21 protein-coding genes are annotated in these 26,202 nt (G+C 63.1%); 13 read left to right on the top strand and 8 right to left on the bottom strand.

Annotated elements, in window-relative coordinates; genetic code table 11:
* Positions 1-99: 99 nt before the first annotated feature.
* From ppx to AC1D1J_RS00265, 3 genes are all read right to left on the bottom strand, one after another.
* Complete coding sequence (gene ppx / locus AC1D1J_RS00255) at positions 100-1,599, bottom strand: exopolyphosphatase (protein ID WP_477693557.1); 1,500 nt, start codon at positions 1,597-1,599, stop codon at positions 100-102.
* Between the two features lie 61 nt (positions 1,600-1,660).
* Entirely contained in the window at positions 1,661-2,794 is a 1,134-nt protein-coding gene (locus tag AC1D1J_RS00260) for an ABC transporter substrate-binding protein (protein WP_477693558.1), read from the bottom strand.
* Between the two features lie 170 nt (positions 2,795-2,964).
* Positions 2,965-3,444 carry a fasciclin domain-containing protein gene (locus AC1D1J_RS00265; RefSeq protein WP_477693559.1) on the bottom strand — a complete coding sequence of 160 codons (480 nt, stop codon included), beginning with the start codon at positions 3,442-3,444 and terminating at the stop codon, positions 2,965-2,967.
* Between the two features lie 228 nt (positions 3,445-3,672).
* Between AC1D1J_RS00265 and pstS the strand changes: the two genes are divergently transcribed.
* From pstS to phoR, 7 genes are all read left to right on the top strand, one after another.
* Positions 3,673-4,716, top strand: coding sequence for a phosphate ABC transporter substrate-binding protein PstS (gene pstS / locus AC1D1J_RS00270; protein ID WP_477648851.1), 1,044 nt, complete (start codon positions 3,673-3,675; stop codon positions 4,714-4,716).
* A 117-nt stretch (positions 4,717-4,833) separates the two neighbouring features.
* Positions 4,834-5,799: a phosphate ABC transporter permease subunit PstC gene (gene pstC / locus AC1D1J_RS00275; RefSeq protein WP_477693560.1), complete on the top strand. Its 966-nt coding sequence runs from the start codon at positions 4,834-4,836 to the stop codon at positions 5,797-5,799.
* Complete coding sequence (pstA, locus tag AC1D1J_RS00280) at positions 5,796-6,656, top strand: phosphate ABC transporter permease PstA (RefSeq protein WP_477693561.1); 861 nt, start codon at positions 5,796-5,798, stop codon at positions 6,654-6,656. Before pstC ends, pstA begins: the two co-directional genes overlap by 4 nt.
* 147 nt (positions 6,657-6,803) lie before the next feature.
* Positions 6,804-7,583 carry a phosphate ABC transporter ATP-binding protein PstB gene (gene pstB / locus AC1D1J_RS00285; protein ID WP_457278655.1) on the top strand — a complete coding sequence of 260 codons (780 nt, stop codon included), beginning with the start codon at positions 6,804-6,806 and terminating at the stop codon, positions 7,581-7,583.
* A 168-nt stretch (positions 7,584-7,751) separates the two neighbouring features.
* On the top strand, positions 7,752-8,453 hold the full coding sequence (phoU, locus tag AC1D1J_RS00290) for a phosphate signaling complex protein PhoU (protein ID WP_411879881.1): 702 nt from the start codon (positions 7,752-7,754) through the stop codon (positions 8,451-8,453).
* Between the two features lie 171 nt (positions 8,454-8,624).
* Entirely contained in the window at positions 8,625-9,350 is a 726-nt protein-coding gene (gene phoB / locus AC1D1J_RS00295) for a phosphate regulon transcriptional regulator PhoB (RefSeq protein ID WP_431096707.1), read from the top strand.
* On the top strand, positions 9,347-10,702 hold the full coding sequence (phoR, locus tag AC1D1J_RS00300) for a phosphate regulon sensor histidine kinase PhoR (protein ID WP_477693562.1): 1,356 nt from the start codon (positions 9,347-9,349) through the stop codon (positions 10,700-10,702). Before phoB ends, phoR begins: the two co-directional genes overlap by 4 nt.
* On the opposite strand, the gene AC1D1J_RS00305 is transcribed toward phoR, so the two are convergent.
* The 5 genes from AC1D1J_RS00305 to trxA all read right to left on the bottom strand — a co-directional run bounded on the left by AC1D1J_RS00305 (position 10,690) and on the right by trxA (position 16,385).
* On the bottom strand, positions 10,690-12,045 hold the full coding sequence (locus AC1D1J_RS00305) for an MATE family efflux transporter (RefSeq protein ID WP_477686530.1): 1,356 nt from the start codon (positions 12,043-12,045) through the stop codon (positions 10,690-10,692). The two genes, phoR and AC1D1J_RS00305, sit on opposite strands and share 13 nt — an antisense overlap.
* Positions 12,042-13,793: an ArnT family glycosyltransferase gene (locus AC1D1J_RS00310; RefSeq protein WP_477693563.1), complete on the bottom strand. Its 1,752-nt coding sequence runs from the start codon at positions 13,791-13,793 to the stop codon at positions 12,042-12,044. Before AC1D1J_RS00310 ends, AC1D1J_RS00305 begins: the two co-directional genes overlap by 4 nt.
* A 204-nt stretch (positions 13,794-13,997) precedes the next feature.
* Positions 13,998-14,279 (bottom strand): type B 50S ribosomal protein L31, encoded by a 282-nt coding sequence (locus AC1D1J_RS00315; protein ID WP_457278651.1) that lies wholly within the window; start codon positions 14,277-14,279, stop codon positions 13,998-14,000.
* A 266-nt stretch (positions 14,280-14,545) separates the two neighbouring features.
* On the bottom strand, positions 14,546-15,808 hold the full coding sequence (rho, locus tag AC1D1J_RS00320) for a transcription termination factor Rho (RefSeq protein ID WP_348050341.1): 1,263 nt from the start codon (positions 15,806-15,808) through the stop codon (positions 14,546-14,548).
* A gap of 244 nt (positions 15,809-16,052) precedes the next feature.
* Positions 16,053-16,385: a thioredoxin TrxA gene (gene trxA, locus AC1D1J_RS00325; protein ID WP_077594529.1), complete on the bottom strand. Its 333-nt coding sequence runs from the start codon at positions 16,383-16,385 to the stop codon at positions 16,053-16,055.
* Positions 16,386-16,564: 179 nt separating this feature from the next.
* Between trxA and AC1D1J_RS00330 the strand changes: the two genes are divergently transcribed.
* The 6 genes from AC1D1J_RS00330 to AC1D1J_RS00355 all read left to right on the top strand — a co-directional run bounded on the left by AC1D1J_RS00330 (position 16,565) and on the right by AC1D1J_RS00355 (position 26,126).
* The gene (locus AC1D1J_RS00330; RefSeq protein ID WP_477693564.1) at positions 16,565-19,123 is read left to right on the top strand and encodes a PD-(D/E)XK nuclease family protein; all 2,559 of its coding nucleotides are present in this window, start codon (positions 16,565-16,567) and stop codon (positions 19,121-19,123) included.
* Positions 19,124-19,253: 130 nt separating this feature from the next.
* Complete coding sequence (locus AC1D1J_RS00335; protein WP_477693565.1) at positions 19,254-22,538, top strand: UvrD-helicase domain-containing protein; 3,285 nt, start codon at positions 19,254-19,256, stop codon at positions 22,536-22,538.
* 58 nt (positions 22,539-22,596) lie between these two features.
* Entirely contained in the window at positions 22,597-23,229 is a 633-nt protein-coding gene (locus AC1D1J_RS00340) for a hypothetical protein (RefSeq protein WP_477693566.1), read from the top strand.
* Between the two features lie 263 nt (positions 23,230-23,492).
* Positions 23,493-24,884, top strand: a complete 1,392-nt coding sequence (locus AC1D1J_RS00345) for a TIGR03862 family flavoprotein (RefSeq protein WP_477693567.1) — start codon at positions 23,493-23,495, stop codon at positions 24,882-24,884.
* An 82-nt stretch (positions 24,885-24,966) separates the two neighbouring features.
* Positions 24,967-25,248, top strand: coding sequence for a hypothetical protein (locus tag AC1D1J_RS00350; RefSeq protein WP_477670879.1), 282 nt, complete (start codon positions 24,967-24,969; stop codon positions 25,246-25,248).
* Positions 25,249-25,409: 161 nt separating this feature from the next.
* On the top strand, positions 25,410-26,126 hold the full coding sequence (locus AC1D1J_RS00355) for a Crp/Fnr family transcriptional regulator (RefSeq protein ID WP_477670878.1): 717 nt from the start codon (positions 25,410-25,412) through the stop codon (positions 26,124-26,126).
* Positions 26,127-26,202 lie beyond the last annotated feature (76 nt).

Here is a 26,202-nt window from a genome sequence, read left to right on the forward strand (position 1 = left end):
TGATCCTTTTTGATGTGCGGTCAAATAAACCGTATATATAGTTTATATGGTTTATTAAAAAACCGTCAAGGCCTGGTCGGCGAGGCAGAAGGAGGGTGCTCAGGGGCCGGGAACAACCAGTGTCCACGGCGTCTTTTGCCATGCCAGGACTTCTTCCTGCAGCAGATGGGCTGACTGCGGGAAGGTCTGCGCCCAGCCGGGGCGGCAGTTCAGTACAAAAATCTTTCCGGGTTCGGCGCTGCTTTCGAGCTGGAGGCCTTTGAGGTCGGGGTCGCGCCGGGCGTGGCAGAGGATGACGGCCAGGCGCAGGCACAGCAGTTGCTGGATGAACACGCGGTCTTCAAAATTGACTTCAAGCTTGCGCAGCTTGCCGCGGTGGCCCAGCACCAGAAGGCTCAGGCGATGCAGTTCGGGCAGGGCAAAACCCGGCGCGTCGGCGTTGTCCAGGATGTAGGCGCCATGCTTGTGATAGTCGCTGTGCGAGATCTGGCTGCCGATCTCGTGCAGCTCTGCGGCCCATTCCAGCTTGCGCTGAAAGCGGGCAGATTCCGCAGCGGGCATGCCCTTGCCGGCCATGACGAACAACTGCCTGGCGACTTTGCTGACGCGCTGGGCCTGTGCGTTGTCGGTATTGAATTTGCTGGCCAGGCGCTGCACGGTGGTGGAGCGCAAATCGGTCAAATCCTGCTCACGGTCCACCAGGTCATAGAGCACACCGTGGCGCAGGGCGCCTTGTGCGGCTTCCATTTGCGCGATGCCCAGCAGGTCGAATACGGCCCTCAGGACGCTGACGCCACCGCCTATGACGGCGCGGCGGTCGTCCTTCATGCCGTCGAGCTTGAGGCGATCGGCGCTTTGCGCCTTGAGCAGCCGGTCCAGCAGCCAGTCGAGGCCTTCTTGCGTGACCAGACCCGCGGGCCAGCCCGAGGCTGTCAGTACGTCGCTGACGGCGCCAATCGTGCCGGAAGACCCATAGGCGGTGTCCCACGCATCGGCGCGGTAGATATTGACGGCTTCGTCGAGAACTGCCTTGGCGGCGACCTCCGCTGTCTGGAAAGCGCGTGGGGTGAACTGCCCGTCGGGGAAATACTTCATGGACCATGCCACGCTGCCGACGCGATAAGACTCCATGGTGCGCGCGTCCAGCCCCTTGCCGAGGATCATTTCGGTGGAGCGCCCGCCGATGTCCACCACCAACCGGCGTTCATCGGACTGGGGCAGGAGGTGGGCGACGCCCTGGTAAATCAGGCGGGCTTCTTCGCGGCCCGGGATGACGTCGATGGCAAAACCGAGGATCTTGTGGGCGCGCGCCAGGAATTCTTCGCGGTTGCGCGCTTCACGCAGGGTCTGGGTGGCAACGGCGCGAACCTGGTACTTTTTGAAGCCGGCCAGCCGTTCGCCGAAGCGCGCCAGGCAGTCCCAGCCGCGCTGCATGGCTTCCGGGGTCAGGTTGCGGTCGGCGTCCAGCCCGTTGCCCTGGCGAACGGTTTCCTTGAGGTATTCGGTGCGGTGAATCTGGCCGGCATCAAAGCGGCCGATTTCCAGTCGAAAGCTGTTGGACCCGAGGTCCACAGCGGCGAGCAGCGTTCCATTTTGCATACCTGAGTTTAAGCTCCCAACATAGCCATCGCGCGGGACTCTCATCAGCAGTCCGGGCCGCCTAGCCGATCAACCGGCCGTCGATCGTCATCATGCTTTGCGTGACGTAGGTGCCGCTTCTGCGCTGGGGATTGAAGCTGATGCTGAATCCGCCCACATCGAACTTTGTGCGGCGCTGAAAGGCGGCGAGAACGCTCTGGCGGTTCAGGGGGCCGTCGACGTCATTGAGCACTTCGTAGGTGTAGCGTGCTGCAATGAATCCTGCCAGGCTCAGCGGTGTGGGCGGTTCGTCGAAGAGGCGTGAAAGCGTTTCACGGTAGCTTCTGACCACCGGAAGGCTGGCATTGACCAGGGGCACCGGCTGGGTGGCGATGACCGGCGTGTTGCGCGCCGCGCCCATCTGCAGCATCGTTTGCAGGTTCACGTCGGCCAATGCCACGACATAGCGCTGGCGAGCCTGCTTTTCCAGGCCCTGGGTGAATTCGGCGAGCTCCGGCGTTCCGCCCACAAAGAGCAGTACGGCGGGTGTACGGGGCGTGAGTTTCTGGCCCAGCGCGCGCAGGTCGTCTGTTGCCTTGAAGGGCTGCAGCTTCAGTTGCATGTCCAGGGCAATGCGCTCGACATCCGCGTGATAGGCAGCGTGATCCTGTGCTGTGGCGTAAATCGCACCCAGCTCCTTGAGGCCCATGGTTGAAAGGCTTTTGAGCGCATAGGCAATCTGTTCCTGGCGCGCGGCGAAGATGGGAAAGGTCTTGTCGTCGATTTCGAGGCTGGAGTTTTGCAGCCACGGGGCGGCGTGGGGGATGCCCAGCCCGCCCTGGCGGGACAGCGCCACGATCTGGCTGGCAACCTGGTCGCCGACACTGCCGGAAAGCACCATGCAGAGGGGGTTGTCCTTGACCGAGTCCAGTGCCGTGCGCAGACTTGCGGGAGTGCCGTCCGTTTCCAGCGCCAGATGCTGGACCGGCCTGCCGCGGACGCCGCCGCGCAGGTTGATGTCCTGCCAGGCGGCGCGTGAGCCGATCAGGAAATCCTTGGAGACATCCTGCTGCGCCTGGGAAAAATCAACCGGCTGGGCCACGATGACGCTGCGCGATGAGGCGCCCTTGCCGGGCTGGGCCCAGGCCGGGCTTGCAATTGCTGCGGCGACCAGGCCGGCGCGACGCAGCAGCCGGCGGCGACTGACTAAGGGCATTTGAGCTGGCATGGATGTTCCCCGTTTGCGAGGCGACTCGCCGTGCATGGATTGCTATTAAAACGATAGCTGCTTGCGCCGGTTCCATAAGGGATGGAACACGAAATTGCATAAATTCAATAAAAAACGGGTCAAACCTTCCGGCTTGACCCGTTGCAGTACTCGCGGGCTTACTTGGCGGGCGGAATCAGCACGCTGTCCACAATGTGAACGACGCCGTTGGTTGCAGAGATATCAGCGGTCTGGACCATGGCGTCCTCGATGGTGACGAATTCGCCGGCCTTGGAGAGCGCCACATTGGCGCCGTTGACGGTTTTGGTGTTGCTGTTTTTGACGTCGGCGGCCATCAGCTTGCCAGGAATGAGGTGGTAGGCCAGAACCGCCTTGAGTTTGGCCGGGTCTTTGGCGAGCTCGTCCATGGTTTTGGCTGGCACTTTGGCGAAAGCCGCGTTGGTGGGCGCGAACACGGTGTAGGGGCCGGTGCCCTTGAGTGTATCGGTCAGCCCGGCTTTGGCTACCAGGCCATTGAGGGTACTGAGCTGCGATTGGGTGGCTATCGTGTCTGCCACGGACACCGGGGTGGAGGTGGTGGCGCAGCCGGCGAGGGCGGCAACGGCGGTGGCGAGGACCAGAAAGCGGCGGTTCAACATGAAAGATTCTCCTGATTAATCCTGATTAAGACGAGGCCAAGGGTAGGAGAACCCCGTGACAGATTCGTGACGGTAATTTGAAGGTTTTGTGACGCCATAGAGGGGCGGCAGCCCGCCGGGAGGCTGTCATATTTGTCACATCCTTGTCACACAAGATTTCTACAGTCGACGCATCTTCCCGATCAATCCCAACCAGCTTCGACCAATCCCAACCCAAGAGGTGTTCTGATGAACCTGACTTTCAAAGCTTCCCTGACCACTGTGATGGGCGTTGCCCTCGCGTCGTTTGCCACGCTGGCTGCAGCCCAGGACGTGACAGGCGCCGGCGCCAGCTTCCCCGCCCCCCTGTATTCCAAGTGGGCCGCTGATTACAACAAGGCTACCAGCGTCAAGATCAACTACCAGTCAGTGGGTTCCGGCGCCGGTTTGCGCCAGATTGAAGCCAAAACCGTTGATTTCGGCGCTTCCGATGCTCCCCTGAAAGATGAAGAACTGGCCAAAAAAGGCCTGATGCAATTTCCCACGGTGATCGGCGGCGTCATTCCCGTGGTCAATATCAAGGGCATCACCCCCGGTCAGCTCAAGCTGAGCGGCCAGGTGCTGGGAGACATCTACCTCGGCAAGATCACCAAGTGGACCGACCCGGCCATCAAGGCCCTGAACCCCACGCTGCCCCTGCCTGACGCCGCCATCGCACCGGTGCGCCGTGCCGACGGCTCCGGCACCAGCTTCATCTTTACCAACTACCTGAGCAAGGTGAATGCCGAGTGGAAGTCCAAAGTGGGCGAGGGCACCGCAGTGAACTGGCCAGTGGGCGCAGGCGGCAAGGGCAATGAAGGCGTGGCGGCATTCGTCGGTCGTCTGCCCAACTCGATCGGCTACGTGGAATACGCTTACGTCAAGCAGAACAAGATGACCTTTGCCCAGCTGAAGAACGCGGCCGGCAATTTCGTGTCACCGGAAGATAACGCCTTCAAAGCAGCCGCTGCGGGTGCCGAATGGTCCAAGAGCTTCTACCAGATCCTGACCGAGCAGCCTGGCAAGGATTCGTGGCCCATCACCGGCGCTACTTTCATCCTGATGCAGAAAGTCCAGGACAAGCCTGCCCAGGCCGCCGCTTCGCTCAAGTTCTTTGAGTGGGCTTACAAAAACGGCGACAAAACCGCCGACGACCTGGACTACGTGCCCATGCCTGCCGCTGTGAAGACCATCATCGAAAAAGCCTGGGGCGACATCAAGGACGCATCGGGCAAGACGGTTGCCTACAAGTAAGCACAGTCAGCTGATTTTTCCCAGTCGTTACACACCATAGGGGTTTCTCACGTGTCCTCTACACTTCCGGCTAGCCGGGCCACTTTTGACCACCCGGCAAAAGCGACCGGACGCGCTATGACCAATCCTCCTCCTGGCAGCACTGTGCGCAGAAGCCCCCTGGCAGACCGGCTTTTCGGCTGGGCTGCGCAGGGCGCGGCCTGGCTGACACTGGCCCTGCTGGCCGGTATCCTGGTTTCCCTCGTCATCGGGGCGTGGCCAGCGATCAGCAAATACGGCCTCGGCTTCCTGACCAGCAGCGTCTGGGACCCTGTCAAGGGCGAGTACGGTGGGCTGGTCATGATTTACGGCACCATTGCCACATCACTGATCGCACTGCTCATCGCGGTGCCGGTGAGCTTCGGCATTGCGCTGTTCCTGACCGAGTTGTCGCCCGCATGGCTCAAAAGGCCGCTGGGCACCGCCATCGAGCTGCTCGCCGCCGTGCCGTCCATCGTCTACGGCATGTGGGGCCTGCTGGTGTTCGGCCCCATCCTGGCCACCTACGTGCAGCAGCCGCTGCAAAGCCTGCTGAGCGGCGTGCCTTACCTGGGCGCACTGGTGTCTGGCCCTCCTGTGGGCATCGGTATTTTGTCGGCCGGCATCATCCTGGCGATCATGATCATTCCTTTCATCGCCTCGGTGATGCGGGACGTGTTCGAGGTCACGCCGGTGCTGCTCAAGGAGTCCGCCTATGGGCTGGGCTCCACCACCTGGGAAGTTGTCTCCAAAGTCGTGTTGCCTTACACCAAGGCCGGTGTGGTGGGCGGCATCATGCTGGGCCTGGGCCGTGCACTGGGCGAAACCATGGCGGTGACCTTCGTCATCGGCAATTTCAACCAGCTCGATTCGCTGAGCCTCTTTCAGGCAGCCAACAGCATCACGTCGGCACTGGCCAACGAGTTCGCTGAAGCCGGTGAGGGTCTGCACCAGGCGGCGCTGATCTACCTGGGCCTGGTGCTGTTCTTCATCACGTTTGTCGTGCTGTCGCTGTCCAAGCTGCTGCTGGCCCAACTGCGAAAGAGTGAAGGGGTGAAAACATGAGTACCGCGGCACACGACGCGCGCCTGGCCAAGTTCGCCAGCCGCAAGCGGGTCAACCGGATCGCGTTGGTCCTCTCCCTGGCGGCCATGTCCTTCGGCCTGTTCTGGTTGGCATGGATTTTGTGGGAAACCATACGCCTGGGCGTGGGCGGGCTTTCGCTGGCCACGCTGACGCAGATGACGCCGGCACCCAATGAAGAGGGCGGTATCGCCAACGCGATTTACGGCTCCTTCCTCATGGTGCTGCTGGCCACCTTTGTGGGCACGCCGATCGGCATCATGGCGGGCATCTACCTGGCCGAGTACAACACCAAGGGCATGCTGGCGTCCGTGACGCGCTTTGTCAACGACATCCTGCTGTCCGCGCCGTCCATCGTGATCGGTTTGTTCGTCTACACGGTCGTCGTGTCGCAGTTCAAGTCCTATTCGGGCTGGGCCGGTGTCCTGGCGTTGGCGCTGATCGTCATTCCCGTGGTGATTCGCACGACGGAAAACATGCTGCAACTGGTGCCGCCGGGCCTGCGCGAAGCGGCTTACGCCCTGGGTGCGCCCAAGTGGAAGGTGATCACCAGCATCACGCTGCGCGCTGCACGCGCCGGCGTGACGACCGGCATTCTGCTGGCCGTGGCGCGGATTGCCGGTGAAACAGCGCCGTTGCTCTTCACCGCGCTGAACAACCAGTTCTGGACGTCCGACCTGAGCCAGCCCATGGCGAGCCTGCCCGTGACGATCTTCAAGTTTGCGCTGAGCCCTTATGAGAACTGGCAGCAGCTGGCATGGGCAGGCGTGTTCCTGATCACGATGGCTGTGCTTGGCCTGAACATCCTGGCGCGCGTGCTGACACGCGCAAAATCATGAACACCCCTGTTGCGAACTCACTTCGTGTAGTCGCCTCCCCCCTCAAGGGGGCAACACCAGCAGTCCGGCAAAGCCGGTCCTGCGGTGTTTACTGAGCGGCCGACACCACTTTCAGCCTTTAGACCACACAACACAACAAGGTCACAGATGGACACCCCTACTGCATCACGCGAACAATCGAAAATTTCGGTCAAGAACCTCGATTTCTACTACGGCAAGTTCCACGCCCTCAAAAGCATCAACCTGGAAATTCCCGAGAAGAAGGTCACGGCCTTCATCGGCCCCTCGGGCTGCGGCAAGTCCACGCTGCTGCGCATCTTCAACCGCATGTATGAGCTCTATCCCGAGCAGCGCGCCGAAGGTGAAATCATGTTCGACGGCGAGAACCTGCTGACGTCCAAAAAAGACGTGGCTCTTATTCGCTCCAAGGTCGGCATGGTGTTTCAGAAGCCCACGCCTTTCCCGATGTCGATCTATGACAACATCGCTTTCGGTGTGAAGCTGTTTGAAAGCCTGAATGCCTCGGACATGGATGAACGCGTTGAATGGGCCCTGCGCAAGGCTGCGCTCTGGACGGAAGTCAAGGACAAGTTGAACCAGAGCGGTTCCAGCCTCTCGGGCGGCCAGCAGCAACGCCTGTGCATTGCCCGCGGCATCGCCATCAAGCCTGAAGTGCTGCTGCTGGACGAGCCCTGTTCCGCGCTGGATCCTATTTCCACCGCCAAGGTGGAAGAGCTGATTGCCGAGCTCAAGAACGAATACACGGTAGTCATCGTGACGCACAACATGCAGCAGGCGGCCCGCTGCAGTGACTACACCGCCTATATGTACCTGGGCGACCTGGTTGAGTTTGGCGCCACCGAAGACTTGTTCTTCAAGCCAAAACGTAAAGAAACCGAAGACTACATCACCGGCCGTTTCGGATGAACCAAGTTGCCCCCTGTCTCGGCTCACTGCGTGTAGCCGGAATCCCCCTCAGGGGGACGGCGCCTGCTGCCCGGCAAAGCCGGTTCAGCGACGCCTGCTGGCCTGGCACTGAGTGGCTCATGCGTTGCGGCCCTGATCGCGACGGCGAATAAATTCAAAGGGAAAAACATGCCTGATAAACACTTATCGACCCAGTTTGACAGCGAACTCAACGGCGTCTCTTCGCGCGTGATGGAGTTGGGCGGCCTCGTCGAGTCGCAGATTCGCCTGGCCATCTATGCGCTGTCCCAGTTCAGCGCCGAAAGCGCCAACCAGGTGATCGAGACCGAATCGCGCGTCAACGCGATGGAAATCGACATCGACCGCGAGCTGTCGTCCATCATTGCGCGGCGCCAGCCTACGGCTCGCGACCTGCGTCTGCTGATCGCCATTTCCAAGACCACGGCCAACCTCGAGCGTGCCGGCGACGAAGCCGAAAAGATTGCCCGCATGGTCAAGTCCATCATCGAAAGCGGATCGGCCCGTGCCCTGCCTTCGTCCGACCTGCGCATCGCGGCGGAACTCGCCTCCGGCCTGCTGCGCAAGGCTCTGGACGCGTTTGCCCGGCTGGACACCGCGGTTGCGGTCTCCATCCTCAAGGAAGACGACCAGATCGACCAGGAATTCGACGGTTTTGTGCGCAAGCTCATCACTTACATGATGGAAGACCCGCGCACGATTTCGCCTAGCCTGGACCTGCTGTTTGTGGCCAAGGCCATCGAGCGCGTGGGCGACCATGCCAAGAACATCGCAGAATTCATCATTTACATCGTCAAGGGCGCCGACGTGCGGCACACGCCGATGGAACAGATTGAATCCGCCGTGAAATGAGCCCCCACGGTCGCTCACTTCGTGTAGCCTCCTGCCCCCCGAGGGGGCCGCTGCGCCTGCGGTCTGGCGAAGCCAGTCCCGCGGCCCCTGCTGGTATGAAGAGCTTGCAACTGTCGGGGGGATTTTCCGCATGGGCGCTTCGGTGTCTTTGCCTTTGAACGAATATTCATCATGAAACACCTGCCACGCATACTGATTGTTGAAGACGAGCCGGCCATTGCCGAGTTGATTGCGGTCAACCTGCGGCATGGCGGCTTTGACCCCGTGGTGGCGGAAGACAGTGTGTCGGCCCAGCGCGAACTCGACGCTGTGTTGCCCGATGCCATCCTGCTCGACTGGATGCTGCCGGGGCAAAGCGGCCTGGCGCTGGCGCGCCACTGGCGCAAGCAGGCGCGTACCAAGAGCATTCCCATACTCATGTTGACGGCACGCGGTGACGAACCCGACAAGGTGGCCGGGCTGGATGCCGGCGCCGACGACTACATCACCAAGCCGTTTTCCACCCAGGAACTTCTGGCGCGCATACGCGCCGTGTTGCGCCGCCGCGCGCCCGAGTCGGTGAACGACAGCGTGACCGTGGGCGGGCTGGTCCTGGACGCCGCCACGCATCGCATTTCCTACCTGGGCCAGGAGCTCAAGCTGGGCCCGACCGAGTTCAAGCTGCTGCATTACCTGATGAAACACGCCGAACGCGTGCACAGCCGCAGCTCCCTGCTCGACAAGGTGTGGGGCGACCATGTGTTCATTGAAGAGCGCACCGTTGACGTCCACGTCAAGCGCCTGCGCGAGGCCTTGGGCGCGGCGGGCACCATGGTGGAAACCGTGCGCGGCGCAGGTTACCGGCTGACGGCGATGGCCGCCAACAACCCGGTCGCTGCTGCACAATCCAGCGCATGATCAATCGGTGGATTATTTTCGCTGCCTGCATGCTTGCCGGCGGCGGTTTGGGCTTTTGGGCGCGCACCGCAAACGGCTTGACCTTCGGATTGGGCATAGGGCTGGCAGTGGGAGCGATGCTCTGGTTGGTGATCGACAGCGTTTATATCGGCCGCCTGCTGCGCTGGCTGCGTACCGAACAGAACAACGACGCGCCAGCCGTGATGGCAGGCAGCGCCCCCCGCCTTCCCGGTGTATGGGGCGAGGTCGTGGACCGGACCCGCCGGCTGCTCAAGAATCGCGATCAACAGTTGCAGGAAAGCCAGGCGCGCCTCGATGAATTCCTGGCGGCCATGCAAGCCTCGCCGAGCGGCGTGGTGCTGCTCGACGCGCAAGGCCGTATCGAGTGGTGCAACCAGATGGCCAGCCAGCACTTCGGCTTTGACGCCCAGCGCGACGTGCTGCAGCACATCGCCAACCTGGTGCGTGACCCGGCCTTCAAGGCTTATATGGCAGCGGGTGATTTCTCGCACGACGTGGTGATCCCCGGCAACTTCAGCACGCCGGCCCGTCCGGTGAAGCTGTCGGTGCATGTACATTCCTATGGCAAAAACCGCAAGTTGCTGCTGTCGCGGGACATCACGGCCGTGGAGCTGGCAGAAGCCATGCGTCGCGATTTCGTGGCCAATGTGTCGCATGAGATCCGCACGCCGCTGACGGTCTTGTCGGGTTTTATCGAAACCCTGCAGACGCTGCCGCTCAAGGAGCCGGAGCGGGCCCGCTACCTTGCGCTGATGTCGCAGCAATCGCAGCGCATGCAAACGCTGGTGAATGACCTGCTGACCCTGTCGCGGCTGGAAGGCAGCCCGTTTCCGGGTGCCAATGACTGGATGACCGTCAGTGCGCTGATGGCCCAATCAGAGCAGGAGGCAAGGGCCTTGTCGTTGGTGATTGCGCCGCAGGGCCACCAGCTGGAATTTGACCAGGGACCAGGCACCGAAATTGCCGGGGTTCAGACCGAGCTTTATAGCGCGATGTCCAATCTGGTGACCAATGCGGTGCGCTACACGCCCGAGGGAGGTCTGGTCCGCGTCAGCTGGACGCTGCTGGCGGACGGGCGTGGTGAGTTCAAGGTCAAGGACAGCGGGCCGGGTATCGCGCCCGAGCACCTGCCCCGCCTGACGGAACGGTTTTACCGTATTGACCGCAGCCGATCACGTGAAACCGGGGGCACCGGCCTCGGCCTTGCTATCGTCAAACATGTGGCCCAGCGTCACGGTGCTGAACTCAATATTCAAAGTGAACCGGGGCACGGCTCCTGCTTTTCCATCATCTTTCCCGTCGTGCGGGTTCGCCGGACTCAAACCGTTTGAGTCACCTTCAGGCTGCGCCTGACCGCATGCCACAACAGGGCCAGAAAGCATGCCGCAACGAGGCCGATGGCGAGCGTGCTGGCCGCCCAGAAACTGCTGGCGGACTGCGTCGCGGCCCGGCCTGCAATGCCGTCGTAAGCCAGACGGTAACCACCCAGAAGCCCAAGGCCCCAGAGCAGCACGCCATAAAGGGCCAGCGGCGCAATGGTGATGCGGTAGCAGCGAAGCAAAAAGGCCGTCAGGGCCTGTGTTGCATCAGCGACGTGATAGAACGCAACCCACACCAGCAAAGCGGAGGCCAGCGCGACAATTTCCGGGTTGCCGGAGTACCAGCCTGCCAGCACGGGGCCGGCCATTGAAACCACGGCCGCGAGTGTCAGCGCCGCGAGCCCTGTGAGCTTCAGCCCCAGCAGCACCACGCGTTTGGCGTAATCCGGGCGTCCCGCGCCTATCCAGAACGAGACACGTGCACTGCACGCGATGGCCATGGACAGCGGCATCATGTAGAGAACCGCAGCCACGCTGGATGCAATCTGGTGGCTTGCGGAGGCCACGGTGCCGAGGCGGGCGATGAAGAGAGCCATCAGCGTGAATGACGTCACTTCCACCAGATAAGCCAGGCCGCCGGGAATGCCGAGCCTGGCGAAGTGACCTATTTGCAGCCAGTCCGGCCGTTCCATGCGTTGCCAGATGCGATAGGGCTGGTACAGCCTCTGTGTGCGCAGCATCACGATGGCCAGCGCCAGCAGCAGGTAGTTCACAATCAGCGTGGCCCATGCGCAGCCGACAGCGCCCATGGGTTCTACGCCGGCACCGCCGGCCACCAGCCAGATAGACAGGGGGATCTTGACCAGCAGGGCGCCGACCTGCAGCCAGGTGACCAACAGCGGCTTGCCCAGTGCCTGGTTGAAGGTGCTGTAGATGCGAAACAGCAGGGATGGTGCGAACGCAAAGGCCAACACCGCCAGGTAATGCTGTACCTCGTCACGCATCAGTTCAGGCACTTGTGCCCAGCGCAGCAGGGGCCCGGGGAAGAGCATCGCGGCCATGCCCACCACCACGATAAAACCGCACAGGTACATGCTTTGGCGCAGCGAAGCACCTACCGCCTCATGGCGGCGCGCGCCCATCATTTCGGCCCAGATGGGCAGCAGCGCCTGGACAATGCCGATCAGGCCAACGTAAACACTGATGTAAAGCGCCGACCCTACCGACAGCGCGGCCAGGGCCTCGTCGCTGTAGCGGCCTGCAATCACCGTGTCGGCCACGCCGAAGGCCATGACGGCCAGTTGCCCGACGAGCACGGTGCCCGCGTGCTGGCTGATGATCTTGAGTTCGCTCAAGGGCTGGTTCTTGAATTCGTGCGGGAAAGGCTCACTCGCTTGAACAAAAGGACGTTTTCAGTCTTGTCCGTGGGGCGGCGCACTGTCGCCTGGAAGGCCCAATCGGGCAAATTGACGACGCGGCTGAGCGTTGGCTGCGCCTCGACATCCACAATCAGATAGGGGCAGCTTGCCTGCGTGCCGGCTTGCCGGAGCTCGAGCCCGCCGTGGTACTGCAGCGCGGCGGCTTGCGCACTGCCGACGCCGTAAATCTCAACGCAGGCGTTTTTGTCGACGAGATTCGCAATCTGGCGCGACAAGGGCGCAAGGCTGCGGGCGTAGTCGAGCAGGGGCAGCCAGAGCGTCATCAGCAGCAGCCAGCACAGGGTGGCGCCGCCGGCAGGCAATACCAGCGATTTCCAGATGGCTGCGCGCTGCGCGCCGGCGCGCCATTTGACGAGCCAGGCCCAGGCCAGGGTTGCCAGCAGTGCGGCCAGGAATGCCAGCCACGAGAAGCTGGGTTCAAACCCCGGTGCCAGTTTGGCAACGTTGGCTGCGGGCTGGCGTGGAACGCCGGTTTGCATGGCGATCCAGACCACCCAGATGATGATGCCGCAGCCGGTGAAAAACAGCAGTGTGAACCAGTCAATCAACGAGGCCACGCTGCGTTTGAGTGTGGGCAGCGCGAAGGCAGCCAGCGCTGCCAGCGGCGGCAGGCTTAGCAGCAGGCTGCGGTCGGAGGCTGTGGTCGTCAACGTAGCCGCCACGGCCATCGCGGCAAACCACAGCGGCAGGGCAACGTGGCGGCTGGCCAGTTGCCTGCGCCAGCGGTAAAGCGTCCACATGGCGAGAGGCCAGGCCGGCCAGGTAAACCACAGCAGCAGGCGACCCAGGCTGCGCCAGTCTTTCAGGGCGGATTGACCGTCTGCGCCTGGCAGGTGAATTCTCCAGCGCCACAGGTCCAACCCATGGGCCAGCAGCGCTACCAGAAGCGTGATGCCGGTGATCAGCAGCACCCAGTGCCATGACTGTTGCCTGGCCGCAGGATCGGACTGGCCGGTGCCCCAGCGCATGTGGGTCCATTCCACCAGTGCCCCGCCCATGCCAATCAGAAGTGCCAGTGTGGGCGCGCCGCTCAGGGCGAGTCCTGCAAGCCCGACCAGCAGGCCGAATGCCGGCCCCAGGATCTTGGTGGCCGGGCGGTAGGGGCTTGCGGCCATGGCGTAAAAGGCCAGGGCCGTGAAGCCGAGCTGCGCCAGGGCCGGTGTGGTTTCATGGGAGAGCTGTGCCAGGCCAAGACTGGCAATCAGCGCCAGCAGAGCGGTATCGGCAATGGCCCGGGCATAGTCGACCGGGCCGGCTTCGCCGCCGAAAGCAAAGGCGACTGGCTGCGCTTGAGGACTGCGCGCCAGGTAGTAGACGGCGTACCACGTGGCCAGCATCGTCAAAACCAGCAATCCTACAAATGGAATGCGTACAGCCCATGCCGGATCCAGAAAGGGGAAGACCTTGATGGCGAATGCGCCTAACCAATATGGCACCAGGGCGTCGAATTCCGTGACCTGGCCCAGCAGTTGTGGACGCAGCCAGTTGCCCGCCATGGAGGCGAGTTCACGCATTACGCCAAACGCAGCAATGTCTTCGTTTTTCCAGGGGCCACGCCCGAGAAAACCTGGCAGCGCATAGGCTGCGCAAAACAGCAACAGTGCGAGTCGCGGCAGGCGGCGCACAGCGGACTGGGCAATGATGGCAGGAGACGGTTTATTCAAAACGTATGGGTCGGATAGATCTGGGAGATCGAAAGGGAGCGCGGCTGCTGTCAGGTCGTTCAGTCTTGGCTACGGGTGATTCTGCGTCAAACCAGGCTGAGGCACATCGCGGGACCTGGCAAATTTTGCCGAAAAAAAAGCAGCCTGAAATTCAGGCTGCTTTTTTGCAGGCTGGCGAAAGTTTTTCGCAGCTTATCCGGCAGCTTACTTCGCAGCTTCGGGCGCGGCCTCTTTGGCTGCGGTCTTGCCGAAACGGTTGCGGAATTTCTCGACGCGGCCACCCATGTTGTCCACGGATTTTTGCGTGCCGGTGTAGAAAGGGTGCGATTCGCTGGACGTATCGAGCTTGTACAGGGGCAGTTCGCGACCGTCGTCCATCTTCACCATTTCTTTGGTGTTCACGCAGGAGCGGGTGACGAACTTGAAGTTGTTGGACAGGTCCAGGAAACAAACTTCGCGGTAATTGGGGTGAATGCCTTCTTTCATGATCTTTCCTTATTCGTTGCGGGAGCCACACCAAGCCAGTCCTGGGCACTTTCCGCTAAGCCATAGATTATGGCATGAAATCAACCACTTACAGCAGTTTTAGACGTGAAAAGGGGCGATTTTGTGGCTAGGGCTCGCCCGGAGCCCTTGAAGAGCCCGGATTTAACCCAGCATGAGCCGCGGGACTGGCTTCGCCAGACCGCAGGCGGGCGGCCCCCTCGGGGGGCAGGGAGCTACACGAAGTGAGCGACCGTGGGGGCCATGTTCTAACCGCCACGCCGCATCATGTCGAAGAATTCGTGGTTGTTCTTCGTGGCTTTCATGTTCTTGAGCATGAGCTCCATGGATTCGATTTCATCCATGTTGTACATGAATTGACGCAAAATCCGCGACTTTTGGAGGATTTCGGGTGCAAGTAACAGCTCTTCCTTGCGGGTGCCGCTGCGGTTGAGGTGAATTGCCGGGAACACGCGTTTTTCGTACAGGCGGCGGTCCAGGTGGATTTCGCAGTTGCCGGTGCCCTTGAATTCTTCAAAGATCACTTCGTCCATGCGGCTGCCGGTGTCGACCAGCGCGGTGCCGATGATGGTCAGGCTGCCGCCTTCTTCAATATTGCGGGCCGCACCGAAGAAGCGCTTGGGACGCTGCAGCGCATTGGCGTCCACGCCGCCGGTCAACACCTTGCCGGAGGAGGGCAGCACGTTGTTGTAGGCGCGGGCCAGGCGGGTGATGGAGTCCAGCAAAATGACCACGTCCTTGCCGAGTTCGACCAGGCGCTTGGCGCGCTCAATCACCATTTCGGCCACATGCACGTGGCGCGCGGCGGGTTCGTCAAAAGTGGAGGAGATGACTTCGCCGCGCACGCTGCGCTGCATTTCGGTCACTTCTTCAGGGCGCTCGTCCACCAGCAGCACCATCATGACCACTTCAGGGTAGTTGGCGGTGATGGCGTGGGCGATGTTCTGCATCATCACGGTCTTGCCGGACTTGGGCGGCGCGACCAGCAGGGCCCGCTGGCCCTTGCCGATGGGCGCGACGATGTCGATGATACGGCTGGTCAGGTTCTCTTCGCCCTTGATGTCGCGTTCGAGCTTGAACTGCTCGCGTGGGAACAGCGGGGTCAAGTTCTCGAACATGACCTTGTGCTTGTTGTCTTCGGGCAGGCCGTCGTTGACCTTGTCGAGCTTGTTCAGTGCAAAGTAGCGCTCCCCATCCTTGGGGGTGCGCACTTCACCTTCAATCATGTCGCCGGTGTGCAGGTTGAAGCGGCGAATCTGGCTGGGGCTGATGTAGATGTCGTCGGTGCTGGCCGTGTAGCTTGAATCCGGAGCACGGAGGAAACCGAAACCGTCGGGCAGCACTTCCAGCACGCCGTCGGCCACGATGGTCTCGCCGGTTTTTGCACGTTTTTTGATGATGGCGAACATCAGCTCCTGCTTGCGCATACGGCCAACGTTTTCGATCTCAAGGGCTTCGGCCTGCTTGAGGACTTCAGACACGTGCAGTGCCTTGAGTTCGTTTAAGTGCATGGAGTTACTCCTTGCGGAGTTCATTGATGGAAATGGGGGAGGTTTGAAAAGAAGCCGCAGAAGATGGCTTACAAACCGGGAACTCGAACCAGGCAGCGAGTGCCGTCTGGTGAATAAAGCACATTATGACAGGAAATTCAGGCAGGAAATCAAGGCATTTTCCCTGCGTCCGGCCAGCGGCCGGGGGACCTGCGCCGGTCGGGAAGCGGCGGTGCGCCGTGCTTCCCTTCCAGCGCGAAAAACCTCAGGCCAGTTGCTGGTCGATGAAGGCGGTCAACTGGGCCTTGCTCATGGCGCCGACCTTGGTGGCGGCCAGCTGGCCGTCCTTGAACAGCATCAGGGTGGGAATGCCGCGGATGCCGAATTTGGCGGGGATGTCGCGGTTTTCGTCCACGTTCATCTTGGCGATCTGCAGGCGGCCGTCGTAACCCGTGGCCACTTCGTCCAGAATCGGCGCGATCATCTTGCACGGACCGCACCATTCAGCCCAGTAGTCCACCAGTACGGGTTTGGAGGCTTGCAGCACGTCGGCTTCGAAGGTGGCATCGGTGGTATGTTTGATCAGTTCGCTCGCCATGGCGGCTCCTTTGTCTGTTTAGGATGGTTACGATACGGTACGGCTAAAGTTGTAGTCATTGTGGCAGAAAGCAAGTGGCCGGGTCGGGCGCGCGGGGGCTATGGCCCCGATAGAGATTATTCAATTTGCGGCTTCCGGCCTCATTTCTTTCTTGCCAACCTCTTTTCCCCAACCTCTGTATGCCATCTGCTCCAACCTCTGATGCCGCATGGTCCGCGCCTGATGCGCTGTGCTGGCATCAGGCCATGGGCCGGCTTGCAGAAGCAATGCAGTCGCGCGGCGTCCATCCCGCAGAAGCCGTGGTGCTGCTGCCCTATGCCCAGCTGATCCAGCAGGCGCGCCGTGCCTGGGCTGCGCAGGCGGGCGAAACGTTTTTTGTTCCCCGCTTTGAAACCACCATGAACTGGGCCAGCGGCCTGGGCGGCACGTTGGGCCTCCATGTGCCTTCAGGCGACGATTTGCGCATGGATGTGGCGGTCGACATGCTCACAGCGGCATCGCTGCTGGGCCGCGCCGGCCTGGGCGCCCAGCAGGATGCGCTGGCCGGCCGGCTGGTCGAGGCGGCCTGGAGTCTGGCCGGTGTGGCCGCTGCCGTAGTGCCGGCCGGACGCCGCGCCTGGAGCGAACGGCTGGCGCTAACGCTGGGCGCAGGCCTGGATTCGCCGGTGCTGGCCCTCGAAGCTGCCGTGGGGCGCATCGCGCTGGCCTGGGCGGCGGCGTCCGCCTATCCGACTGACCGGCTTTTCCAGGCGAAACCTCAGCTGTTCGCCGTGCTGGAAGGCTTTCAGGCCGACCCGCTTACCGAAGCCCTCAAGGCGCACTTCGGCGACCGGTCGGTTTCCATCCCGCTGTGCATCTCGCTCGAAGAGCCCTCGGCACCACCCGCGCTGCACATTGCGCAAGACGCCGAAGACGAAGCCGGCCGTGCCGCCGCCTGCGTGCTGGCACACCTGGCGCAAGGCCGCAGCCCGGTCGCGCTGATTGCGCAGGACCGGCAACTCACACGCCGTGTCGGCGCCATGCTCGCCGAGCGCGGCATCGCCATGCGCGATGAAACCGGCTGGAAGCTTTCGACCACACGCGCCGCCGCCGCCCTGATGAGCCTGCTGCGCGCCATGCCCTGGGATGCGTCGACGGATGCCGTGCTGGACTGGTTGAAAAACGCACCGGCGTTTGACGCCGCGCTGGTCACCGCCGCCGAAACCGAGTTGCGCAAGACCGGCGTGCGCGCCTGGCGCGACCTGCCGGACTTTGCGGAAGAAGACATCTTGCCGCCCGCGTTTGCCGCTACAGGCCCGCTGGCGCGCGAAGTGAACGCATTGCGCAGCCCTTTCGCCCGTGCCCGCCCGCTGGCGATGTGGCTGCGCGACCTGCGTACCCTTTTGCAATCGGCCGGGCAGTGGGACGCACTGGCGCAGGACGAAGCCGGGCAAACGGTGCTGGATGTATTGCGCCTGCATGAAGGGGCCGAGACCGAATTCGAAGCATCGCCGGTGATGCGGCTGCATGACTTCACGCAGTGGGCCAACCAGGCGCTGGAGGGCGGCAAGTTCTCCCCGGTGCATCCGCCGGCAGAACAGGTGGTCATCTTGCCGCTGCCGCAGCTGCTGGGCCGCCCCATGCAGGCCGTGGTGTTACCCGGCTGCGATGAAATCCGCTTGCCCGTGTCACCAGAACCTGCCGGCCCCTGGACGCCCGGCCAGCGCGAATTGCTGGGCCTGCCGCCCCGGGAAGTGCTGGCCGCAGCCCAACGCCAGGCCTGGCACTACGCCCTGCACATGCCGCATCTCGACGTGCTCTGGCGCACCAGTGAATCGGGCGAGCACCTCATCCCCAGCGGCTTTGTGCAGCAGTTGCTGCTGGACCGGGATGCGGAGCAGGGCATGGCCATTGACCCCCGCAGCCTGCGCGCTGTGACCGTCCAGCCTACGCCGCACCCCTTTCCAACCGGAGAGGCCTTGCCTGTCACCCGGCTCTCCGCCAGCGCCTATGAAGATCTGCGGCGTTGCCCTTACCGCTTTTTCGCACTGCGCCAGCTCCGGCTGCAGGAGCCCGAAGAACTCGAAAGCGAGCTGGGAAAGCGCGACTTCGGCAACTGGCTGCACAGCCTGTTGCGGCATTTTCATGAAGCCCTCAAAGCGGCGCCAACCCCCGATTTACCAGCGCGGGTAGCTATGCTAAACATAGCAGCCGAGCGCGCCACGCAAGAGCTGGCGCTCAGTGACAGCGAGTTTTTGCCCTTTGCCGCGGCCTGGCCCGGCGTGCGCGAGGGCTACCTGAAATGGCTGGCCGACCACGAAGCCAGTGGCGCGGTATTCGACGAAGCGGAAGTCTGGCGCGAAGTGCCTGTCGGCACGCTCACGCTGCTCGGCCAGCTGGACCGCGTGGATCGTCAGCCCGACGGACACGCCCTGGTGATCGACTACAAGACCGAGCCGCGCACCACCACGGCCGAGCGCATCAAGAACGGCCAGGAAGACACGCAACTGGCGTTTTATGCCGCCCTGATGAACGACGACACGCTGGCGGCGGCCTACGTCAACCTCGGCGAAAAAGAACCCACCAAGACCTATGAGCAAGCCGAGATCGTCGGACTGCGCGACGAGCTCATCGACAGCATCCTGACCGACATGGCGCGTATTTCGCGCGGCGCGGCGCTGCCGGCGTTAGGGGAGGGCAAGGCGTGCGACTACTGCGCCGCCCGCGGCCTCTGCCGCAAGGACTTCTGGACAAACTGATGCCCCCACGTTCGTTCACTTCGTGTAACTCTCTGCCCCCCGAGGGGGCCGCTGCGCCTGCGGTCTGGCAAAGCCAGTCCCGCGGCCCCTGCTTGTATGGGACACCTGAGCTCGCCGGGGGAGTCGGACTATGAAGATCGCTCACGCCGCCGCCTACGAATGCAACGGCGAGCCGCTCTCCGCCGATGCCTTCTACGCCATCGCCTGCGACCCGCGGCGCAGTGTGGCTGTCGAGGCTTGCGCAGGCGCCGGCAAGACCTGGATGCTGGTGTCGCGTATCGTTCGGGCCTTGCTTGACGGCGCCACGGCCGCACCGGGGCAGCAGGTCTTGCCGCACGAGATCCTGGCCATCACCTTCACCAAAAAAGCCGCCGGCGAAATGCGCGAGCGCCTGGACGACTGGCTCAAGGCCTTTGCCCACGCTGACGACGAAACCCTGCAACGTGAACTCGAAATGCGCGGCGTCAGGGTCGATTTTTCAAGCCAAAAAGGCCTGAAAGCCGCGCAGAACGTGCGCGAGCAGCTATCAAATTTATACCGCTCCATCCTGGCCAGTGGCCGCTCGGTGCAGATCCGCACCTTCCACAGCTGGTTTGCAGCCCTGCTGCGCAGCGCACCGGTGGCGGTGCTGCAGCGCCTGGAACTGCCGGTGAACTATGAGCTGCTGGAAGACGACGCGCCAGCGCGCGCGCTGGTGTGGCGGCGGTTTTACGCGGCCGTCGCGGCTGACGCATCCCTCAAGGCTGACTTCGAAGCGGTGGTGCTGGCGTACGGCCGCTTCCAGGCCGACAAAGCCTTGCAGGCCGCGCTCGATAAGCGCACCGAGTTCACGCTGGCCGACGAAAAAGGCGTGATCGACACCTCGGTACAACCATTCAGTGCACAGTTCACCGAATTTGGCGGCCTTGATGAACCTGAAGAGCTGCTCAGCACCAACCGTTTTCACCGGCAAACCTTGAGGGACGCCGCCATCGCGCTGGGCCGTGCGAGCGCGCCGACTTTCTCGGCCAAAGGCGTGGAACTGGAGCAGGCGCTGACGGCCGGCGACTTCCCGGCGGCTATCGCGGCCCTGCTGACCGAGAAGGGCACGCCGCGCAAGTTCGGCGAAAAAATCGTCGGTATCGAACAGGTGCGCATTGCCCAAGACCTGGTGCTGCGCGTGGTGGCAGCCCGCCAGCAGCACGACGCCTGGCTGTACCAGCAGCGCATGGCGCGCCTGACGCGCGTGTTGATCGCCCAGTTCACCGCCTTGAAGCGCGACCGCGGCTGGGTCGACATGAATGACGTTGAACGCGCTGCGCTGCTGATGCTGGCCGACCCGGTGTTGTCGGGCTGGGTGCAGGAGCGGCTGGACGCGCGCATCCGCCACCTGATGATTGACGAATTCCAGGACACCAACCCGCTGCAGTGGCAGGCCCTGTATGCCTGGCTCATCGGATACTCGGGTGCGGGTACGGCGCCCAGCGTGTTCCTGGTGGGTGACCCCAAACAAAGCATCTACCGCTTCCGCCGCGCCGAGCCGCAGGTGTTCCGCGCTGCGCAGGCTTTTGTGGTGCACGGCCTGGGCGGTGACTTGCTCAGCTGCGACCATACGCGGCGCAACGCTGAGGCCGTGATCGACACCGTCAACTCGGCCATGGCCGTGGCACGGGAGGCCGACGGCTATGACGGTTTTCGTGAACACACCACAGCTTCAGGCCTGGCCGGCGCCGTGGGCCGGCTTCCGCCCATTGCACGCAACAAGGACGAAGAGGACGCCTCGCCGCTGGCCGCCGGCTGGCGCGACAGCCTCACTACGCCGCGCGAATTGCCCGAGGAGACCCTGCGCACGCGCGAGGCCCGGCAAGCCGCCGCATGGATATCCGAACAGGTCGCGGCCGGACTGCGCCCCCAAGACTTGATGGTCCTCTCACGCAAACGCGCAGGCCTGCTGCCGCTGCAGGACGAGCTGCGCGCGCTGCACATTCCCGCGCAGGTGGGCGAGAAAACCGAGCTGATCGACTGCTGCGAAGTGCAGGACATGGTGGCGTTGCTCGACGTGCTGGTGTCGCCGCAGCACGACCTTTCTTTGGCCCGCGCACTGCGTTCTCCGCTGTTCGGGCTGGCTGACGATTGCCTGGTGCAGCTGGCGCTGCTGCAGCGCGAGCACCGTCAGCCGTGGTACGGCCTGCTACAAAAAGAGGAGCTGCTTGCGCCCGGCCTGAAAGGGCTGGGGGCCGTTTTACTTAAGTGGAAGAGCTGGCTGGACCGCCTTCCGCCACACGATGCACTGCAGGGCATTTATGACGACGGCGACGTGCTGGCGCGTTTTGGTGCTGCCGCCCCGGCGGCACAGCGCAGCGCGGTGCTGGCCAACCTGCGCGCGCTGCTGGGCGTGTCGCTGGCGCTCGATGGCGGGCGGTACGCCACGCCCTATGGTTTTGTGCGCGCGCTCAAGGCCGGCGGCACCCAGGCGCCGGCAGCCGTCAGCAGCGAAGCGGTGCGGCTGCTGACCATCCACGGCGCCAAGGGGCTTGAAGCCGAAGCCGTTCTGCTGCTGGACACTGATACCGTGGAGCGCAATGCCGACAGCATGGGTGTGCTGGTCGACTGGCCCGGCGAGGCGACCGAGCCGCGCAAATTCGTCTTCCTGGTCAGCGAAAGCCGCCCGCCCGCCTGCGCCGCCGAAACGCTGGCCGCCGAGCAGGCGGCCCGCAAGCGCGAAGAGCTCAACGCCCTGTATGTGGCGCTGACGCGCGCCCGCCATACGCTGGTGATCTCGTCCATCGAGCCGCACCGCGTGACGACTGAGAGCTGGTGGCAGCGCCTGCACGCACTGGTGGGCGAGCTGCCTGCGCCGGTCGCGGATGAGTCTGCAGCCGCCCATCTCGATGCGGCCGACGCGGGCGTGTTCTACCTGCCCGAGTTGCCTGAACTGCCCGAGGTCATGACGATTTCCGAGCCTGCTGCGGTGCGCGTTGATGAAGATTCGCTCAAGGCCCGCATCGGCAAGGCCATGCACCGCCTGCTGGAGTGGGGCGGTGCGCTGTCGGCGGAACAAGTGAAGGCCGCGGCGCGCGAGTTTCGCCTGAGCCCGGCACAGGCCACTGAGGCGGCTGCGCTAGCCGGGCGCATTCTGGCGGGTGAGGGCGCCTGGGCCTGGAGCCCGCAAGCCGTGGCCTGGCAAGGCAACGAAGTCGGCCTTGTCTACGCCGGGAAAGACTTGCGGCTGGACCGCCTGGTGCAGCGCAAGGACGCCGGCCACGAAGGCCACTGGTGGGTGCTCGACTACAAATCCGCCGTAGCGCCGGAGCTGCAGCCCGCGCTGGTGGCGCAGCTGCAGGACTACCGTGCGGCGGTGCAGCTGATTTACCCCGGCGCGCCGGTGAAAGCGGCTTTCCTGACGGGGCGGGGAACTGTTGTCGAGCTGGATTGATCTCACACAGCCCGCGCTCTACCCCATGTTATTCGCCGACCTGAAGAAAGAGACAACCATGTTCAAGCAACTTGCCGCCTCGCTAACCTTCCTGGCCGTCCTGCCACTGGCATGGGCCCAAACCCCGGCACCGACTAACCCCACGGTGCGCCTGCGCGCGACGATTGAAAAAGTCGATGCGACCAGCCTCACCATCAAGGAACGCAGCGGCGAAGTGATCACGCTGGTGCGCCCGGCCGAGATGGACGTGTCCGAGGTGTACCCGCTGTCGCTGGCCGACATCAAGCCTGGCAGCTACATCGGCACCGCCGGCATGCCGCAGCCCGACGGCAGCCAGCTGGCGCTGGAGGTGCTGGTGTTCCCCGAAGCCGCGCGCGGCGCCGGTGAAGGCCATCGCCCCTGGGACCTGCGGCCCGACAGCACCATGACCAATGCCACCGTGGCCGACCTGGCCGCGGCGCCAACGTCGGTACCCGGCGGGCAAAAGCTCACGCTGCGCTACAAGGACGGCGAGAAAATCGTGATTGTTCCGCCGGATGTGCCTGTGGTGTCCTTCAAACCCGGCAAGGCCGATGAAAACGCCTTGCTGGTGCCGGGTGCCAAGGTGATGATCACTGCGCAGGAGAAAGCCGGCAAGCCGACCGCGCTGCGTATCATCGTCGGCCGCAATGGTTTTGCGCCGCCCATGTAATGCGCCGCGCGCGGGCCGGCAAGTGCGGCCTGTGATAATTGGCGCATGCCGCCCGCCGGCGCCTAACCTGTACCTGGCCCCTGTTTTTAAGCGATTTATCCCTGCAGGCCAATAGGGTCGGGCGCAAGCAGCTATCAAAAACAGAGCAAACACATTCGCCTGCGAAGCGCTATCTTTGATGCCTTTCAGGAAAGCGGCTGCTGTTTGGCCTTGATTTCTCCCATCTCACCATACCTCGCCTCCGCGAGCAGACGGAACACCTTTTGAACGATTCAGCCTCTCCCGTGAAACCGCCGCCTGCCGGCCCCCTGCGTATTGCCGTCATAGGCGGCGGACCCGCCGGCCTGATGGCCGCCGAGGTGCTGGCCGCTGCCGGTGCGGCCGTGAAGGTCGAGGTGTACGACGCCATGCCTTCGGTGGGGCGCAAGTTTTTGCTGGCCGGCAAGGGCGGGCTCAACCTCACGCATTCCGAAGCACCGGAGGCTTTTCTGAGCCGCTATGGCGAGCGCGCTGCGCAGCTGACGCCGTTGCTGGCCGCGTTCGGCCCGGCCGAGCTGCGTGCCTGGGCTGAAGCGCTGGGTGTGGAAACCTTTATCGGCAGCTCGGGCCGCGTGTTCCCCAAAGACATGAAAGCCGCGCCGCTGCTGCGCGCCTGGCTGCACCGCCTTCGCCTGGCCGGCGTGCAGTTTTCCATGCGGCACCGCTGGCTGGGCTGGGCCGATGACGGCGCACTGAAGTTTTCAACGCCCGCCGGCGAGGTGCTGGCACAAGCCGACGCCGTGGTGCTGGCTTTGGGCGGCGGCAGCTGGGCGCGGCTGGGTTCTGATGGCGCCTGGGTGCCACTACTGGCTGAGCGCGGCGTGGCCGTGGCACCGCTGCTGCCGTCCAACTGCGGCTTCGACGTGGCGGCGCGCGCGGACAGCCCGGCGCAGCTTGAAGAGGCGGCTGGCGATGCCGGCGAGACCCGCCGCGAATTCCTGCAGGAGCTCATAGGTAAAAGTCCACAGCCGCACACCGGCTGGACAGAGCATTTCGCCAGCCGTTTCGCCGGCCAGCCTTTCAAGTCCGTCGCCATCAGCTTCACCGATTCACACGGCCGCAGCTTCAACCGCAAGGGCGAGTTCATTGCCACTGCCACCGGTGTGGAAGGCAGCCTGGTGTATGCCGCCTCCAGCTTGTTGCGGGACGAGATTGCCGAACACGGCAGCGCCACTTTCCTGCTTGATCTGCTGCCTGCCAAGACGCCCGAGCAGGTGCTGGTGGAAGTGCGCCACCCGCGCGGCTCACGCTCGCTGTCCAGCCACCTCAAGAGCCGCCTGAACCTCGACGGCATCAAGGCCGCGATGTTGTACGAACTGCTGGGCAAGGACGCCATCGCCGATCCGGTGCGCCTGGCTGCCGGCATCAAGGCACTGCCGGTGCGCGTCACCGCGGCCAGGCCGATGGACGAAGCCATCAGCACGGCGGGCGGCGTGATGTTTGAAGCCATGGATACCCGCCTGCAACTGCAAAATCTGCAAGGTACGGTTCAGCCTGTGTTTTGCGCCGGTGAAATGCTGGACTGGGAAGCCCCCACGGGCGGCTACCTGCTTACCGCCTGCTTTGCCGGCGGGCGTGTTGCCGGGCAGGGCGTTTTAAGCCATTTTGGCCTGTAGCCCAATAGAGTCGGGCGCAAGCAGCTATTGATTTTGTAGCAAAATTTTTTGAACCATTCGCAGTTGCGCGAGAGGAGCCGCCATGATCGTCCGTTTTAACATCGACTCTTTTGACAAGACCCAGTACGAATACCGCGTGACCTACGAAGGTGAAGACCTGTTCGGGGACGCCGGGCTGGGCGGCATTGAAGAATGCATCATCGCCGCCACTGAAGGCCTGGGCCAGGACGCCGTGGCCGCAGAAGTCGCCTTCAGGGGCATCATCAGCGGCACCTACCCGCTGGCGTCACTGGCGCTCATGTCGGCACAAATCGCCATTCATGCCTTGCAGACCACCGAGGCGGTTGAAGAAGTGAGCCGGTAGTACCGAGGCCCACAAAAGCCCTGGAGGTGGACTTTGCCGGGGAACTTTCGTTTGTGCGGTAGCGCACATACTGGGGGGCCGTTAGTGCCTATACTTCGAAGACGGTGCGAGATCTCTGCCAGAGGCCCAACTCGAAGCCAGATCCGCCCCGGAGTGTCTCGATGGCCCATTCTTCCAACCCCAAAGACAACGAGCTGCTTGCCGCATTGCCGGAAGCAGAGTGGCAGCGCTGGCTGCCGCAACTGGAATGGGTCGACATGCCGCTGGGTCAGGTGCTTTATGAGTCGGGCACCACGCTGGACCATGTGTACTTTCCCACCACGGCCATCGTCTCGCTGCTTTATGTGATGGAAAACGGCTCTTCGGCCGAGATTGCCGTCGTCGGCCATGAAGGTGTCGTGGGCATTTCCCTCTTCATGGGCGGGGAGTCCACACCCAGCCGCGCCGTCGTGCAAAGCGCCGGCCAGGGTTTTCGCCTCAAGGCACAGGCCATTAAGGACGAGTTCAAGCGCGCGCCGGTGCTGCACCTGCTGCTGCGCTACACCCAGGCACTGATCACGCAGATGGCACAAACCGCGGTGTGCAACCGCCACCATTCGCTCGACCAGCAGCTGTGCCGCTGGCTGCTCCTCAGCCTTGACCGGTTGCAGAGCAATGAGCTGGTGATGACGCAGGAGCTGATCGCCAACATGCTGGGCGTGCGCCGCGAAGGCGTGACCGAAGGCGCGACCAAGCTGCAAAACCTCGGGCTGATCCGCTATTCGCGCGGCCGCATCACAGTGTTGGACCGCCCGGGCCTGGAGCAGCGCACCTGTGAGTGTTATGCCGTGGTGAAGAAAGAATACGACCGCTTGCTTCCCGAAAAACTCGCCTCCTAGCATCCCGGTGTGCGGCCTGTTGTGTGCTGTGTGCGCTGGCACACGGTGGCGTTGGCGACACGTCGTGCATACTGGG

This window comes from Polaromonas sp. P1_F8 (genome assembly GCF_056405635.1).